Origin of the sequence: Streptomyces sp. NPDC050617, from assembly GCF_040654795.1 — a bacterium.
In the GTDB taxonomy this organism is placed as follows: Bacteria; Actinomycetota; Actinomycetes; order Streptomycetales; family Streptomycetaceae; genus Streptomyces.
On the sequence record NZ_JBFAIS010000006.1, the window covers coordinates 167961 to 184030 of the forward strand.

Genomic DNA, 16070 nt, shown 5'->3' on the forward strand with positions numbered 1-16070 from the left:
GGCCCCCACGGGCTCGCGGGTCGTCGTACGGCCAGCGGCACTTGGCATACCGCGCGGGGAGTACGCGGGCCGCCCGCTCGTACGTCCGTAGGCCCGTAGACCCGCACGCGCGGGGAGCTCGCGCCCACGCACCGCCCTCGGCGCCGTCTGTTCTGGCGGTACAGCCTGGTCTATGACGCTCCCGCTGGTCACGGCCCGGTCTGACCTCCGCCCGCCGCTGGCGGTGGCGCGCCTTCAGCCCAGCGCCGCCAGTGGGTCGTCCAGTACCGGCTGCCAGGCCAGCTCCGCCGCGCCCACCAGGCTGTGGTGGGCGAGTACGCAGGGCAGGATCGGTACTCCTCCGCTGCGGCCCCACAGGCTGCGGTCGGCGACGACAGCTCGCAGGCGTTCGGGGTCGGCGTCCAGGAGTTCGCGGTGGAGGCCGCCGAGGATGATGCGGTCGGGGTTGAGGATGTTGACGAGGCCGGCGAGGCCCAGGCCGAGGCGGTCGATGAGGAGGTCGGCGGCGGCTTGTACGGCCGGGTCGCCGTACTCCGTGCGGAGCAGGTCGCGGGACTGCTGGAGCAGGGAGACCTCGGGGCCGGGGGCGCGGCCGGCGGCGGTGACAAAGGCGAGCGGGTCGGCCTCGATGTCGAGACAGCCGCGGCTGCCGCAGTGGCAGACCGGGCCGTCGGGGTTGACGGGAAGGTGACCGACCTCCAGGGCCAGCCCCGAACTGCCGGTGTGCAGTCGGCCGTCGAGCACGAGCGCGCCGCCGACGCCCCGGTGGCCGGTGGCCACGCAGAGCAGGTGCTGGGCGCCGCGGCCCGCGCCGTGACGGTGTTCGGCGAGGGCCGTGAGGTTGACGTCGTTGCCCGTGAATCCCTCGGTGAGGGTGTTGCCCGGGCCGGGGATGTCCGCCTTGGCGAGGCTTTCGGCGAAGAGTTCGCGGACCGGGGCGCCGGCGGCCCAGGCCACGTGGATCGGGTTGAGCGCGGTGCCTTCGGGCTCCGCGACGGCGGAGGGCACGGCCAGCCCCGCGCCCAGGCAGCGGCGGCCGGTGTCGCGCAGCAGCCCGGCGCCCGCCTCGACCACCGCGTCCAGCACCCGAGCGGGGTCGGCGGGCACGGTCATGCAGCCGGGCGCGGTCGCGACCAGGCGGCCGCCGAGCCCGACGAGGGCGGCGCGGAAGCCGTCGGCGTGGATCTGGGCGGCGAGGACGACGGGGCCGCGGGGCGCGATGGACAGCCGGTGGGAGGGGCGCCCCTGGGAGCCCGCGGCGGCGGCCGGCCGCGAGTCGACCTGGATCAGGCCGAGCGCCTCCAGTTCGGCGGCCACGGCCCCGGCGGTCGCGCGCGTCACGCCGAGTTCGGCGGTGAGCACGGCGCGGGTGGGCGCGCGGCCGGTGTGTACGAGCTCCAGCGCCGGGCCGAGGGCGCTGCGGCCCCGCTCCAGTCGTGTTGTCCGATTCTGGGTCACGCCCCTATTCTGGCTTTGTGCCGACGCTAAACAAAATACGGACGGCCATAACGGGGACCCAGCGCACCACGACGCCCGCCCCCGCCCTTCGCCGCCTCCGTACCGCCCTGACCGTATTCTTCGCCCTCGACGGCTTCATCTTCGCCGGCTGGGTGGTCCGCATCCCCGCGATCAAGGAGCAGACCGGCGCCTCCGCGGGCGATCTCGGACTGGCCCTGCTCGGCGTATCAGCCGGAGCGGTCGCCACCATGATGGTGACCGGCCGGCTCTGCCACCGCTTCGGGACCCACCCGGTCACCGTCGCCGCCGGAGTCCTGCTCTCGCTCAGCATCGCCCTGCCGCCGCTGACGCACTCCGCGCTCGCCCTCGGCCTCGTACTGCTCGTCTTCGGCGCGGCCTACGGCGGGATCAACGTCGCGATGAACGCGGCGGCCGTCGACCTCGTCACGGCCCTGCGCAGGCCCGTCATGCCGAGCTTCCATGCGGCGTTCAGCCTGGGCGGGATGCTCGGCGCGGGGCTGGGCGGGCTGGTCGCCGGGCACCTGTCCCCCACCCGCCATCTGCTGGTACTGACCGTGGTGGGACTGGCCCTCACGGCGACCGCGGGGCGCGCCCTGCTCTCCCACCCGGTGCCTGTCGCCGATGCGACGCCTGTCGCTCGTACGGAGCGCTCCGGTCCCGCGAGGCCCGCCGATCGTGCGGAGGCCGGGCCCGCCGACCGCGCCAAGACCGGCCGCCCCGAGACCGCCCCCGCCGCTCGTGCGGAGAACGCCCGTCCCAAGGCCGCGCCCGCCGCCCGGCTCACGGGCCGTGCGCGCCGCCTCGTCGCCGTCTTCGGCTTCATCGCCCTGTGCACGGCGTACGGCGAGGGGGCGCTCGCCGACTGGGGCGCGCTCCACCTCCAGCAGGACCTGCACGCCAGGCCGGGCCTCGCGGCCGCCGGCTACTCCGTCTTCGCCGCCACCATGACCCTCGGGCGGCTGACCGGCACCGCGCTCCTCGAACGGCTCGGCCAGACCAGGGCGCTGGTCGCCGGCGGCTCGACGGCCGCGCTGGGCATGCTGATCGGCTCGCTCGCCCCCGCCACCTGGCTGGTGCTCCTCGGCTTCGCCGTCACCGGCATCGGCCTCGCCAACATCTTCCCCGTCGCCATCGGACGGGCCGGTGAACTGGCCGGGCCGAGCGGCGTCGCGGCCGCCTCCACCCTCGGCTACGGCGGCATGCTGCTCGGCCCGCCCGCCATCGGCTTCCTCGCCGACCGCTGGTCGCTGCCGACCGCGCTCACGACGGTCGCGCTGCTGGCCGCTGTCGCCGCGCTGATCGCCTGCCTCACCCGGAAATCCGCGCGCGGTCAGTGACGGTGGGGGCTGCAACCGTGGCTACGGTTGCGGTCTCGGCTACGGCTGTGGATAACCCGTGCCTTGTCAGTGGCGGCTGTCACAATTTCTTTCATGGACACCGCCGTGTACATCGAATCCATCGAGCGGGACGGCCAGTTGCTGGCCGAAGCCGCCGAGCGGGCCGGGCTCGACGCTCCGGTGCCGACCTGCCCCGAGTGGCGGGTGCGTGATCTGCTGACGCATCTGGGGCAGGTGCACCGGTGGGCGGCCCGGTACGTGGCCGAGGGGCTGACCGAGCCGGTTCAGCCGTCCACGGTCTCCGAACCGGGCGGGGCCGAGCTGGTCGAGTGGTTCCGCGAGGGCCACCGCCGCCTGATCGCCACGCTCGCCGCCGCGCCCGCGGACCTCAAGTGCTGGTCCTTCCTGCCCGCACCGTCACCACTCGCCTTCTGGGCCCGGCGGCAGGCCCATGAACTCGCGATCCACCGGGTCGACGCGCAGGCGGCGCTCGCGGCTGCATTCCCGCCGGTCCAGCCGGTCCCGCCAGTCCAGCCGGTCCAGCCGGGATCGCCGATCCCGGCGGTGCCGCCAGTTCCGCCGGTCTCGACATTCCCTCCGTTCCCGGCCGACTTCGCCGCCGACGGGATCGACGAGATCGTCGTGGGATTCCACGGACTGAAGACGAGCAAGGCGCGTACCTCCACACCGCGCACCCTGCGCATACGGGCCACCGACACGGACGACATCTGGACGATGCATCTGTCGGAGGAGGCGCCGCGCACCATACGCACCGGGCGTCTGCCGGAGGGCGCCACGGCCGCCGACTGCGAACTCAGCGGGGGCGCGAGCGACCTCTACCTCGTGCTGTGGAACCGCCTTCCGCTGGACGAGGTGAGCGTGACGGGCGACTCCTCGCTGGCGGATCTGTGGCGGGAGAAGTCGACGATCGGGAGGAAGTGAGGGCGGCGGACGATCGGGGAGGGCGTGACGTGACGAGCGGGGGTGCGGGCTGACGGCGTACGGTCTGGCGCCGCGACCAGTGGCGCGGGCCGGCCGGCCAGCCGGGATCTGGCGCGAATCCACTGGTCCACGACGTGGCGTGGACCGGACGCGAGCGGTCTCGGCGGTTCGGTTACGGTGCGGGGATGAGCTCGGAGCGCGGGGACTGGCAGTGTACGGGGCTGCGGTGGGACCACTCGGGGCCCACTCTGTCCTGGCGTCATCCGACGCGGGGTGAGCGCTCATCGCCGCTGCCGCCGGACCGGCCGCTGTCGTTCACCATCGGGGAGCGGCGCGGCTGCGTCGGGGTGCGCAGGGGCGGGCGGCACACGCCGTGCCCGGAGGGGGCCTCGCTGTCCTCGTCGGCCGTCTCCGCGCAGTGCCCGCAGTGCGCGCGCCTCGACCGTTCGCACTCGGTGGCCGCCGACACCATCGCGGACGACCCGCGCCCGTACGACGTCTATCTGGCCTGGTTCGGGCCGGACTTGATCAAGGTGGGCATCACGGCCACCGAGCGTGAGGGGGTCCGGCTGCTCGAACAGGCGGCGCTGTCCTACGCGTTGCTGGGGCGCGGTCCGCTGATGGCCGCGCGCAGGGCGGAGGCCGTGCTCGGCGCGGCGCTGGCGGTGCCGGACCGGTTCCCGTACGCGGCGAAGCGCTCCGCCCGGCACGCGCTGCCGCCGCAATCGCTCCGGGCGGCCCAACTGGCGGCCCTGCACGAGCGGGCGCGCGGCCTGCCCGGACTGCCGGAGTCGCTGTCCGTCATGGACTTCCGGCCCGTGCACCACGATGCCGCGTTCCATCTGGAGCGGCTGCGTCCGCCCGACGGCACGGTCGAGCCGGCCGCCGGGCGGACGCTGACAGGCACGGTGGCGGCGGTCGCCGGACCGGATCTGTACGTCCGAACGGGCGACGGGCGGCTGCTGCTGACCGACGCGCGGCAGCTGGCCGGCTGGCCCTTGTCGGCCGCCCCACCCGGGGCGACGACCACCGTGACCGTACGAGCCCCGGCGCCCTCCGGCCCCGACGCACTGTTCTGACCCATCGAAACCGCTGACCCATCACAGCCGCTGACCCGCCGAAACCGCTGGCCCATCACAGCCGCCCTCCCGCCGAAACCGCTGGCCCATCGAAACCGCCGACCCGCCGAAAGGCTGGCCCGTCAAAACCGCTGCCCCGCTGAGTCACTGCCCCGCTGAAACCTCTGCTCCTCCCCCCCCCGTTGCACCCACCCGCCCGGAACTGGAGCGGCGCAGGGCACCGTACGAGTGCGAGTACGCGGCGGAGACCCACGACCGTTCGGGTGCCGGGCCTTCGCCGAGCGGGAGTTGGGGCAGGGGTCCCGCGGCTTCCTGTCTTCGGACGGGCGGCCTGATGGGCGTACGCCGGGACGCAGGTGAGGCTGTTCAAGCACGCGGTCGCGGTGGCGGTGACGGGGTCGCGCCGGAACCGGGTGCTGCTCCCCAAGCGAGCGCCGCTGCCGCTGGGTCCAGCAGGTGTCCGTCAGCCCGTGGGGGTGCCGGTCTGGTCGCGTTCGAGCGCGGAGCGCAGCTTCGAGATGGCCAGCAGGACAGCCGCCCCTGAGGGGCCGTCGAGAGCGCCCCCGATCAGCTCGGCCAGCGCGTCGGCGACGGTCGCCTCCGCCGCGTCGACGAGCTGCGAGCCGTCGTCGGTCAGGGCCAGCAGTGAGGACCGGCGGTCGGAGGGGTTCGGCTGCCGGACGGCCCACCCCTGCCTCTCCAGACGGTCGACGCCCTTGCTGGTCGCGCCGATGCCGATGGCGAATTCGGCGGCGAGGTCCGCCACGCGGGCTCCGGGGTGGTCGCGCAAGTAGCGCAGGAACTCGAACTGCGAGGTGACGATCCCGTGCCGGTCACGGAGCCGGTCGTTGAGGGCGTTGTACAGACGCGTCTCGCATCGGACCAGATCGGCGAAGAAGCTCAGGAGGTCCTCTGTTCCGCCAGTCGATTTAGATGCCATGGCATATAGTGTAGCGGAATCTACTTACGACGGGAGCACACCTATGAGCAAGGAACAGCGCGCCCGGATCGATGCGATGATGCGGCAGCCGCGGGCCGAGGGACCCCGGTCGGTGGACGAGCTCCGAGCCGGATTCAAGGCGCTGATGGCCCAGATGAACGTGCCGGACGACATCAGCGTCACGCAGGCGACGCTCGGCGACCGACCCGCACTGCGTGTCGAGCCGGACCACGGGCGCCGCGCCGGGACGATCCTGTACTTCCACGGCGGCGGCTGGGTGTTCGGCTCTCCTGAGACCGCCCTGTCGCTGACGGGGAACTTGACGGCCAAGACCGGCTTCGGGGCGTACTCGGTGGACTACCGGCTCGCCCCGGAGCACCCGTTCCCGGCCGCGATCGACGACACCCTGGGCGCTTACCGCGCCCTACTCGACAGCGGCGAAGACCCCTCGTCCATCGCCTTCGCCGGCGACTCCGCCGGCGGCGGCCTCACCATCACCACCTGCCTCGCCGCCCGCGACGCGGGGCTTCCGCTGCCCGCCGCCATAGTGGCCTTCTCCCCGGGCCTCGACGCCACTCGATCGGGCGAGAGCATGGTCACCAAGGAAGACATCGACCCGATCTTCACCCGCCAGGCCGTCGAACGCACCGGGGCCATGTACCTCGCCGGAGCCGACCCGCGGCAGCCCCTGCTCAGCCCGGCCGTCCTCGCCGACCTGACCGGCTTCCCCCCGCTGCTGCTCCAGGTGGGCGCCAACGAGATCCTGCTGGACGACTCCACGCGCCTGGCCGCGCGCGCCAGGGCGGCCGGAGTGGACGTCATCCTGGACGTCACCGCCGATGTGCCGCACGTGTTCCAGTCGTTCGCCGGCGTACTGGACGAGGCGGATGAGGCACTGGACCGCGCGGCTCTCTTCCTTGGTCAGCGCGTTCGCGCCGCCGACACGGCGCACGCCTCAGCGGGGTAGGTCCGGTCCCGGCCCGGCCCCGCCCCCGCCCGGGGCCTGCTCTCCCCTGCATTGCAGATGATCGGCCCGCGGCTCCTCGCCCGCCGAGGCCCTCTCCCCCGCCCGCCCCACCTGCCCGTCGGGGCTACCGGGGCTGTCGGGGCTACCGGGGCTGTCGGTCTCCTCACCCCAGCCAGCCCGGCCGTACCAGCCCCGACTCGTAGGCGAGGACGACGAGCCCGGCGCGGTCCCGGACGCCGAGTTTGACCATGGTGCGGCTGACGTGGGTCTTGGCAGTCAGCGGGGAGACGACGAGGCGGCGGGCGATCTCCTCGTTGGAGAGGCCGACGCCGACCAGCGCCATCACCTCCCGTTCCCGTTCGGTCAGGTCCGCGAGCCCGGCCGCGGCGGCCGGTTCCTTGGAGCGGGCGGCGAACTCCGCGATCAGGCGGCGCGTCACGCCGGGCGAGAGGAGCGCGTCGCCGTCGACCACGGCCCGTACCGCGCGCACCAGTTCCTCCGGCTCGGTGTCCTTGACGAGAAAGCCCGAGGCGCCGGAGCGGAGGGCCTCGAAGACGTACTCGTCCAGTTCGAAGGTGGTGAGCATCACGACCTTCACCTCGGCCAGCGCCGGATCCTCGGTGATGCGGCGGGTGGCGGCGAGGCCGTCGAGTACCGGCATGCGGATGTCCATGAGGACCACGCCGGGGCGCAGCGCACGCACCTGGTCCACCGCCTGCTCGCCGTCGGCCGCCTCGCCCGCCACCTCGATGTCGGGCTCGGCGTCGAGCAGCGCCCGGAACCCGGCGCGTACCAGCAGTTGGTCGTCGGCGAGCAGCACGCGGATCACGGGATCTCCTTGTCCTGGGGTGGGGTCACCGTAGCCCCGCCCCCGCCCGGCGGGCTGCCTTGCGAGCCGCCCGACGGCCCGGCCGGCGGGGTCCTGAGCGGAATGCGCGCGACGACGCGGAATCCGCCGTCCCGCCGGGGCCCCGCGTCGAGGTCCCCTCCGAAGGCGGCGACGCGTTCGCGCATGCCGACGAGGCCGTTGCCGCCGCCCGTCACGCCCTGCGCGTCGCTGTCCGCCGTGGCGGGGCCGTCGTCGTCCACGCGGAGTTCGAGGAGGTCGGGCGCGTACCGCAGGCGTACGCGCGCGGTGCGCGAGCCGGAGTGGCGGACGATGTTGGTGAGGGCTTCCTGGACGATGCGGAAGGCCGCCAGGTCGGTGGCGGGCGGCAGTTCGGCGCGTACGCCCTCGACTGCGACGTTCACGCCGAGCCCGGTGCTCGCCGCCTGCTCCGTCAGTTCCGGCAGCCGGTCGAGCCCCGGCGCGGGCGAGCGGGGCGCGTCGCCGGGCGCGCGCAGGGCGCCGAGCACCTGGCGGACCTCGCCGAGCGCTTCCTTGCTGGCCGCCTTGATGGTGGTGAGGGCGGTACGGGCCTGCTCGGGGTCCCGGTCGAGGAGTGCGAGGCCGACGCCCGCCTGAACGTTGATGACGGAGATGCTGTGCGCCAGTACGTCGTGCAGTTCGCGGGCGATCCGCAGCCGCTCCTCGTCGCCGCGGCGGCGCTCGGCGGCCGCCCGTTCCGCGCGGTCGCGCACCCATTGCTCGCGCCGGCCGCGTACCAGCTCGGACACGGCGACGACGACCAGCAGCCAGGCCGCGGTCCCCGAGTCCGATACCCAGCTGCCGGGGCCGTCGCCGGACGGCGGGAGCCAGCGGTAGAGCCAGTGCGCGGCGAGCACCTGGCCCGCCCACAGCAGGGCCACCGCTCCCCAGGCCGCGTGGCGGTGTCCGGCGAGTACGGCGGCGAAGCAGGTGATGACGACGCTGAAGTAGACCGGTCCGTACGGGTAGCCCGCGCCGAGGTAGACCGTGGCGGCGATGGACGCGCCGAAAACCGCGAGGGCCGGATGGCGGTGGCGCACCACCATGAAGAGCGGCCCGATCAGGAGCAGCGCCCTCGCGAACAGGTCCACGGGCGCGCGGTCGGCCTGGCTGTGGGCGGCGAAGCCGGTGCCGACCTGCTGGATCACGGCGACGGCGAGCGAGGAGAGCCAGGGCAGGCGATCGGCGGGGCGACGGAGCCAGCGCTCCCACGGCGGGCCGCCCCCTCCGCCGCTGTCCCGCATCCATGGCGGGCCGCCGCCCCCGTCGCTGTCCCGCATCCATGGCAGGCCCCCGCCGTCGCGCTCCCGCGTCCATGGCGGGCCGCCGCCGTCGCGCTCCCGCGACCGTGGCGAGGGGCCGTCGCTCTCGCGCGTCCACGGCGGACCGCCGCCGCTGCCACCGCCGCGGCCACCGCGCTTTCGCGCCGGCCGCGCCCACGGCGCCCGCCTCTCGCTGCTCATGCCGGCAACGCTAGACGGCGGGGGCGCGGGGCGCGTCAGCCACGCGTGGTGATCGCCCGTACTCCCCGGGGAGTACGGGCGGCCGGAACAGGAACCGGAAAGGGCTGGGCGCCGGTCCCCCGGGCGCCGGCCCGCCCGGCACCGGTCCCCTACCCCGCCTGCGTCCCCGGCTGGTTCTCCGCCCGGTCCCCCGGCTGCTCCTCGGCCTGCTGCTCCGCCCGCCCTCCGCCGCGGTTCCCGCCCCGGCCGCCCGCCCGGTTCCCCGGCTGCGGCCGGTCCATCGCGGCGAGCGCGCGGCGGGCCATCGGGTGGGTCCGTACGATCTCGGCGAGCGTCGTCGTCCCTCGGGTGATCTTCGCAAAAGCCTGCCAGGCCGGCCGGAAGCTCGTGACGGCCGCGTGCATGACGCCGGGGCGGCGCTCGAAGGCGGTCAGCATCCGGCGGCCCACGCCCATCTCCACGCCGAGCCCGGCCTTGATCGCGAAGGCGTAGTTGAGCGCCTGGCGGCGCGCGTCGACCGCGTCCTGCGCCTCGGAGATGCGGACCGCCCACTCCCCCGCGAGCCGTCCCGAACGCAGCGCGAAGGAGATGCCCTCCCGCGTCCACGGTTCCAGCAGCCCGGCCGCGTCGCCGCAGACGATCACCCGGCCGCGGGAGAGCGGCGAGTCGTCGGAGCGGCAGCGGGTGAGGTGTCCGGAGGAGACGCTCGGCTCGAAGCCCGCGAGGCCGAGGCGGGCGATGAAGTCCTCCAGATAGCGCTTGGTGCCCGCGCCCTCGCCGCGCGCCGAGATCACGCCGACGGTCAGGGTGTCCCCCTTGGGGAAGACCCAGCCGTAGCTGCCGGGGATCGGGCCCCAGTCGATGTGCACGCGGCCGGCCCAGTCCTCCGCCACCGTCGGCGGCACCGGAATCTCCGACTCCAGCCCGAGGTCGACCTGGTCGAGCTTGACCCCGACGTGCGCTCCTATTCTGCTGGCGCTGCCGTCCGCGCCGATCACCGCGCGCGCCAGCACGATCTCGCCGTCCGCGAGCACGACGGCGACGGTCCGCCGGTCGGGCACCGAGGAGCCGTGCTGCTCGACGCGCGAGACGGTCGCGCCCGTACGCACCCGGGCGCCCGCGTCCTTGGCGGTCTCGACCAGGGAGGCGTCGAACTCGGGCCGGTTGATGAGCCCGAAGAGCATCTGCTTGGAGCGCCGGGTGCGGGAGAGCTTGCCGTTGAGGGAGAAGGTGACGGCGTGCACGCGGTCCCGCAGCGGCAGCTCGAAGCCTGGTGGCAGGGAATCGCGGGACGGCCCGATGATGCCGCCGCCGCAGGTCTTGTACCGGGGCAGCTCGGATTTCTCCAGCAGCAGCACCCTGCGGCCGGCGACGGCCGCGGCGTAGGCGGCCGAGGCCCCCGCGGGCCCGGCGCCCACCACCACGACGTCCCACACCGACTCGTCGGTCGCTCCGCTGTCCTGGGCTGCGTTGTCGCTGCTCACCTGTGCTTCTACTCCCGCTCGCTGCCTGGCTCCGGCTGTCGCCCGCATCCTACGGGCCGCCGTACGACGATCCCCCTGTGGGAAGATCGGACCTCTGAAATCGTCCGTACGTACGGACCTCGCTTACGGACGCCCACGTACGGACATAACGTCGCGCCCACAAGGAGCGTTCCATGGAGCACGCCTCGACCCCGCCGACCGCCCACCCCGCGCTCGCCCGGACGGTCGCCTCCCTCCAGCCGCGGGCCAAGGCCGAACTGGCCGAGCTCGTGGCCTTCAAGTCGGTCGCCGATCCGGACCAGTTCCCCCGGAGCGAGTGCGAGGCCGCCGCGAACTGGGTGGCCGAGGCGCTACGCACCGAGGGCTTCCAGGACGTCGCGCTGCTCGACACCCCGGACGGCACCCAGTCGGTCTACGGTTTCCTGCCCGGCCCCGAGGGCGCGCCGACCGTGCTCCTGTACGCGCACTACGACGTGCAGCCGCCGCTGGACGAGTCCGCGTGGCTCTCGCCGCCGTTCGAGCTGACCGAGCGCGACGGCCGCTGGTACGGGCGTGGCGCCGCGGACTGCAAGGGCGGCCTGATCATGCATCTGACGGCGCTGCGCGCGCTCAAGGAGCACGGCGGCGTGCCCGTGAACGTCAAGGTGATCGCGGAGGGCTCGGAGGAGCAGGGCACGGGCGGCCTGGAGCAGTACGCGCGGGCGCACCCCGAGCTGCTCACCGCCGACACCATCGTCATCGGCGACACCGGGAACTTCCGGGTGGGTCTGCCGACCGTCACGGCGACGCTGCGCGGGATGACGCTCGTCCGCGTCCAGGTCGACACCCTCGAAGGCAATCTGCACTCCGGCCAGTTCGGCGGCGCGGCGCCGGACGCGCTCGCGGCCCTGATCCGGATCCTCGACTCGCTGCGCGCCGAGGACGGTTCGACGACGGTCGAGGGCCTGGCGGCGGACGCGTCGTGGGAGGGGCTGCAGTACCCGGAGGAGGAGTTCCGCAAGGACGCCAGGGTGCTGGACGGCGTCGGACTGATCGGCTCCGGTACGGTCGCCGACCGCGTCTGGGCGCGCCCGGCCGTCACCGTGCTCGGCATCGACTGCCCGCCCGTCGTCGGCGCCACCCCGTCCGTACACGCCGGCGCGCGGGCGCTGGTGAGCCTGCGGGTGCCGCCGGGCCAGGACGCGGTGGAGGCCACCGAGCTGCTGACGGCGCATCTGCGGTCGGCGGCGCCGTGGGGCGCGCGGGTCGAGGTCGAGCAGGTCGGCGAGGGCCAGCCGTTCCGGGCCGACACCGAGAGCCCGGCGTACGCGTCGATGGCCGAGGCGATGCGCGTCGCGTACCCGGACGAGGAGATGCAGACCGCCGGCATGGGCGGTTCGATCCCGCTGTGCAACGCGTTGTCGCAGCTCTACCCCGAGGCGGAGATCCTGCTCATCGGGTTGAGCGAGCCGGAGGCGCAGATCCACGCCGTCAATGAGAGCGTCTCGCCGCAGGAGCTGGAGCGGCTGTCGCTGGCGGAGGCGGTCTTCCTCATCAACTACGCGGACAGCAAGCGGTGAGCTGAGACGACGGGGCCGGCTTCCCCGGGAGCGCTCGGGGACCGGCTCCGGCCGGTCCGGGCCGGGCCGGCCCGGGCCGGTCCGGGCCGGGCCGGTCCGGGCCGGGCCGGTCCGGGCCGGGCCGGTCCGGGCCGGTCCGGGCCGGGCCGGTCCGGGCCGGTCCGGGCCGGTCAGCCGACAGGGACGCCCGCTTCGAGATTGAGCGGGCGTCCCTGTTCGCGTGCGCGCAGGGCCCAGCGCAGCCGGGTCTGCCGTACGGGCGGCAGCATGCGCGCGGCCTCGTGTTCGGTGACGAAGCGCCAGCCGCGCAGTTCCGCGCAGGGCAGCAGCAGCCGGTCCGCCGAGCCGCGGGGCAGCAGGCCGCCGTCGAAGAGGAGGCGCAGCCCGCCGAAGCCGGGGGCGCGGGGCGGTTCCCAGTCGAGTACGAGCAGCCGGGGGACGTCGGCGAGTTCGAGGCCCAGCTCCTCGGCGACCTCGCGCATGCCGGCGCGGGCGGGCGACTCTCCCGGTTCCACGACGCCGCCGGGGAACTCCCAGCCCGGCTTGTACGTGGGGTCGACGAGGAGCACGCGGTCGTCCTCGTCGAAGAGCAGCACCCCGGCAGCGGTCGTCTCGCCCCTCGGCTCCGGGGTCTGCACGATCTCGCAGCAGCCGGCCGCGCCGGTCCGTACGGCGTCGGCTATCCGCTCCGCGGCCTGGCGGGGGGTGAGGGAGCCGGTGTCGAGTACGTAGGCGTCGGCGCCGAGCCACGGGAGGGCTTCGCGATAGCGCGCGATGTGGTCGAGCGCGCATTGTTTCGTCTCCGTGCCCACGGCGTTCCCGCTGCTGTTGGCGTTCACCGCGTTCACGGCGTTCACGGCGTTCACGGTGGAAGGGGCCCGGAATTCCGCATGATTCAGGACACGGGATCGCAGTATCGATTCGTCGGGTGACATCAGCACATGCCGAACGGGAATGCGGCGAGCGGCGAGCCCGCCGAATATCTCGTCGCGGTACTCCTGCCGGAGCAGCGTCATCGGCACGACCAATACCCCGCCGACCTCGGCGAGCAGCGCGGCGGCGCCGTCGATGACCAGCCGCCGCCAAATGGGCAGGTCCGGCAGGTCCTGATAGCCGACGGCGCCGCCGAGCCGCTGCGGCGGGAGCAGTGAGCGGAGGAGGCTGCCGATCACGCCGGGGTCGTAGAGAGTACTGCCCGGAATCAGACTCACCAGTTCTCGCGCCGTACGGGTCTTCCCCGCACCGTGCGGACCGTTCAGCCAAACGATCACGGTGCCCCCTTTTCCGTAGCCCCCAGTGAATTTCCCGGAACACCTTGCCACGAAAACGCGTGCGAGCGGCGCTGCGGAAGGAGGGACGAAGGGGCGGCACGGGGGCACACGGCAGCGGACCGAGCGCCGGTATGTGCGCGGGGGCGCACACCGGTGGGCGACGCGCCGCCGGTTACCTCCCGAGCGGGCCGGCGAGTCCGCGCCAGGCGCACTCCTCGACCTCGGCAGCGGAACGCTCCCCGACCTCCACGGTCAGCACGGACCACGGCGTCGCCGCCAGCAGCCGCAGCGTCAGCTCCGCCTCGCGGCGCAGGTGTTCGGCCGCCGCCGCCAGGCTGTCCACGGAGGACGTACCGGGCGACCCGGCGAGCCGGCCGACGAACCAGTCCTCCCACTGCGGCCCTTCCCGGTCGACCGCCCGCCGCAGCGCCGCGTCCGGGTCGTCGCGCAGGTACACCACGGTCACCCTCGTCGGCTCGACCGCCTCCACCAAGTCGCGTACGACCGCGGAGATCGCCGGCTCCTCATGCCCCCAGGCGACCAGCGACGGCACGAACGGAATCAGCGCATCCGTCACCAGCGCCTCCACCCCGTCCGCCCGAGCCTGCGACACATACGCCCGCGTCGCCTTCACCAACGTCTCGGGCCGCACGCTGCCGGCTCCCCCGGCGAACTCCTCCGCCACAGCGCCGAAAGCGGGCCGCGTGAGAATGTCGGCTTCCTGGAAATGGTCGACGCTCGCACCAGCACCACGAAGCCGACGCGCGAGCGCGCCGCACAGGGTCGACTTGCCGACGCCGGGACTGCTGCCGATCACCGCGATCAGATGGGACACCATCACGCAAGTCTCACACGGGCACCCCAACGCCCGGACGTCCGGACCCCCGCTACCCCTTGCCGGCCCCCAACGTCAGCCCCGCGATGAAGTGGCGTTGCAGTAGCAGGAACACCAGGATCGTCGGGAGGGCGACGAGGACCGAGCCTGCTGCTAGCAGGTTGTAGTCGGTGAAGAATTGGCCGCGGAGGTTGTTGAGGGCTGAGGTTACGGGGAGTTTGTCGCCGTTGGAGATGAAGACGAGGGCCCAGAGGAAGTCGTTGTACATCCAGGTGAATTGGAGGGTGCCCAGGGCTGCCAGGGCGGGGCGGCAGAGGGGGAGGGTGATGCGCCAGTACTGGGTCCAGACTCCGGCGCCGTCCACGACTGCCGCCTCCAGGATTTCGATGGGGAGGGCGCGCATGAAATTGGCCAGGACGAAGACGCAGAAGCCCAGTTGGAAGCCGATGTGCACGGTGATGACGGCCCAGTAGGAGTCGTACATCGTGAGGGAGTCGGACATCCAGTACGGGAGGGGGATGCGGTTGAAGAGCACGTAGAGGGGGGTGACGATGACCTGTTGCGGGAGCAGGTTTCCGGCGGTGAAGACGATGAGCAGGAAGGTCCCGCCGCGCAGCCGCAGGCGGGAGACGGCGAAGGCGACGAAGGAGGCGAGGAAGAGGGTGACGAGGACGCCGGGCACCGCGATGATCAGTGAATTGGCGAAGTACTTGCTCATCCCCGAGTCGCTGAACGCCTGGCGGTAGTAGTCGAAGGAAAGGTGGCGGGGCAGCGAGAAATAGCCGTGTTCGGCGGTTTCCTCGTAGGGGCGGAGCGAGGCGTATACCGCCAGCAGCAGGGGCGCCAGGAAGACCAGGGAGACGGTGAGCAGGAAGGCGTGCAGACCGAGGCGGCCCGGCCGGACGCGGAAGAGGGCGGGGGCGGTCATCGGCGTTTCTCCCCTCTCAATTCCTGGACCAGATACGTCACGATGAACCCCAAGGACACGACGAGCAGGACGACGGCGATGGCGGAGCCGAATCCGATGCGGCCGGCCTCGCCGATGATGTTGTCGGTGACGAGTACGGAGAGCAGTTCCAGTCCGTTGCGGCCCTGATTCACGGCATAGACGATGTCGAAGGCGCGCAGCGCCTCGATGACGGTGATGACGCCGACGATGACGTTCACGGGACGCAGGGTCGGCAGTACGACCTGGAAGAACGTCTGGCGCGGGCCCGCGCCGTCGATGGCCGCGGCCTCCTTGAGCACGGGGTCGACGGATTTCAGCCCGGCGAGGTACAGGATCATCACATAGCCGGTGTGCCGCCAGCCCGCCGCGAGCAGGATCATCCAGATATTGAGGTCGGGATCGCCCAGCCAGTCCACCGGATTGCCGCGGGCGAGTACGGCGTTGAGCGCGCCCTGGTCACGGGAGAGGATCAGCTGCGCGATGAATCCGACGATCGCGAGCGAGAGCACGACCGGCATATACAGGGTGGACTGGTAGAAGCGGCTGAAGCGGACGCCGCGGTCGAGGAGTACGGCCAGCAGCAGCCCGAACGGGGTGGCGATCAGCCCGAGGAAGGCGAGCCACAGCAGGTTGTTGCGGGCGGCCGGCCAGAACGGCGGATAGTCGGTGAACAGGTCGTGGTAATTCTGCCCGCCCACCCATGTGATATCGCCGATCCCGTCCCAACTGGTGAAGGAGAGGCCGACGGAGGCGAGGGTCGGGCCCCAGATGACGGCCAGGTCGAGCAGTACGGGTATGCCCAGCAGCACGCCGATGACGGCGAGGTCGCGGCGGGTGAATCGCCGCGGGCCACGCCGCCGGGCGCGCCGTGTGGTGGCGGAAGGCACGGCGCGTGGC

General features: G+C 73.1%; 14 protein-coding genes. 5 read left to right on the plus strand and 9 right to left on the minus strand.

Translation table 11 applies throughout. The features are described 5' to 3' along the window. Positions 1-234 precede the first annotated feature (234 nt). Positions 235-1458, minus strand: a complete 1224-nt coding sequence (locus AB0I49_RS10930) for an ROK family protein (protein WP_363226561.1) — start codon at positions 1456-1458, stop codon at positions 235-237. A 17-nt stretch (positions 1459-1475) separates the two neighbouring features. On the opposite strand from AB0I49_RS10930, the gene AB0I49_RS10935 reads away from it, so the two are divergent. The 3 genes from AB0I49_RS10935 (at position 1476) to AB0I49_RS10945 (ending at position 4837) form a co-directional block, all read left to right on the plus strand. Further along, on the plus strand, positions 1476-2816 hold the full coding sequence (locus tag AB0I49_RS10935) for an MFS transporter (RefSeq protein WP_363226562.1): 1341 nt from the start codon (positions 1476-1478) through the stop codon (positions 2814-2816). A gap of 93 nt (positions 2817-2909) precedes the next feature. Continuing rightward, positions 2910-3758, plus strand: coding sequence for a maleylpyruvate isomerase N-terminal domain-containing protein (locus tag AB0I49_RS10940; protein WP_363226563.1), 849 nt, complete (start codon positions 2910-2912; stop codon positions 3756-3758). A 185-nt stretch (positions 3759-3943) separates the two neighbouring features. Then, entirely contained in the window at positions 3944-4837 is an 894-nt protein-coding gene (locus AB0I49_RS10945; protein WP_363226564.1) for a DUF2797 domain-containing protein, read from the plus strand. A 463-nt stretch (positions 4838-5300) separates the two neighbouring features. Here AB0I49_RS10945 and AB0I49_RS10950 read toward each other — a convergent pair whose 3' ends face one another. Continuing rightward, complete coding sequence (locus AB0I49_RS10950; protein ID WP_363226565.1) at positions 5301-5777, minus strand: MarR family transcriptional regulator; 477 nt, start codon at positions 5775-5777, stop codon at positions 5301-5303. 43 nt (positions 5778-5820) lie between these two features. On the opposite strand from AB0I49_RS10950, the gene AB0I49_RS10955 reads away from it, so the two are divergent. Beyond that, complete coding sequence (locus AB0I49_RS10955) at positions 5821-6744, plus strand: alpha/beta hydrolase (protein WP_363226566.1); 924 nt, start codon at positions 5821-5823, stop codon at positions 6742-6744. A 163-nt stretch (positions 6745-6907) separates the two neighbouring features. On the opposite strand, the gene AB0I49_RS10960 is transcribed toward AB0I49_RS10955, so the two are convergent. The 3 genes from AB0I49_RS10960 to AB0I49_RS10970 form a co-directional block, all read right to left on the minus strand. Beyond that, the gene (locus AB0I49_RS10960) at positions 6908-7573 is read right to left on the minus strand and encodes a response regulator transcription factor (protein ID WP_363226567.1); all 666 of its coding nucleotides are present in this window, start codon (positions 7571-7573) and stop codon (positions 6908-6910) included. Next, on the minus strand, positions 7570-8856 hold the full coding sequence (locus AB0I49_RS10965; RefSeq protein WP_363226713.1) for a sensor histidine kinase: 1287 nt from the start codon (positions 8854-8856) through the stop codon (positions 7570-7572). Before AB0I49_RS10965 ends, AB0I49_RS10960 begins: the two co-directional genes overlap by 4 nt. A 368-nt stretch (positions 8857-9224) precedes the next feature. After that, complete coding sequence (locus AB0I49_RS10970; RefSeq protein WP_363226568.1) at positions 9225-10559, minus strand: geranylgeranyl reductase family protein; 1335 nt, start codon at positions 10557-10559, stop codon at positions 9225-9227. 173 nt (positions 10560-10732) lie between these two features. Between AB0I49_RS10970 and AB0I49_RS10975 the strand changes: the two genes are divergently transcribed. Further along, on the plus strand, positions 10733-12118 hold the full coding sequence (locus AB0I49_RS10975) for a dipeptidase (protein ID WP_363226569.1): 1386 nt from the start codon (positions 10733-10735) through the stop codon (positions 12116-12118). A gap of 170 nt (positions 12119-12288) precedes the next feature. On the opposite strand, the gene AB0I49_RS10980 is transcribed toward AB0I49_RS10975, so the two are convergent. The 4 genes from AB0I49_RS10980 to AB0I49_RS10995 all read right to left on the minus strand — a co-directional run bounded on the left by AB0I49_RS10980 (position 12289) and on the right by AB0I49_RS10995 (position 16060). Next, positions 12289-13389, minus strand: a complete 1101-nt coding sequence (locus AB0I49_RS10980; RefSeq protein WP_363226570.1) for an NUDIX domain-containing protein — start codon at positions 13387-13389, stop codon at positions 12289-12291. 172 nt (positions 13390-13561) lie between these two features. After that, positions 13562-14227 (minus strand): hypothetical protein, encoded by a 666-nt coding sequence (locus tag AB0I49_RS10985; protein WP_363226571.1) that lies wholly within the window; start codon positions 14225-14227, stop codon positions 13562-13564. 49 nt (positions 14228-14276) lie between these two features. Beyond that, positions 14277-15152, minus strand: a complete 876-nt coding sequence (locus AB0I49_RS10990; protein ID WP_363226572.1) for a carbohydrate ABC transporter permease — start codon at positions 15150-15152, stop codon at positions 14277-14279. Then, positions 15149-16060 carry a sugar ABC transporter permease gene (locus AB0I49_RS10995; protein WP_363226573.1) on the minus strand — a complete coding sequence of 304 codons (912 nt, stop codon included), beginning with the start codon at positions 16058-16060 and terminating at the stop codon, positions 15149-15151. The genes AB0I49_RS10990 and AB0I49_RS10995 overlap by 4 nt, the downstream gene beginning before the upstream one ends. Positions 16061-16070: the final 10 nt, after the last annotated feature.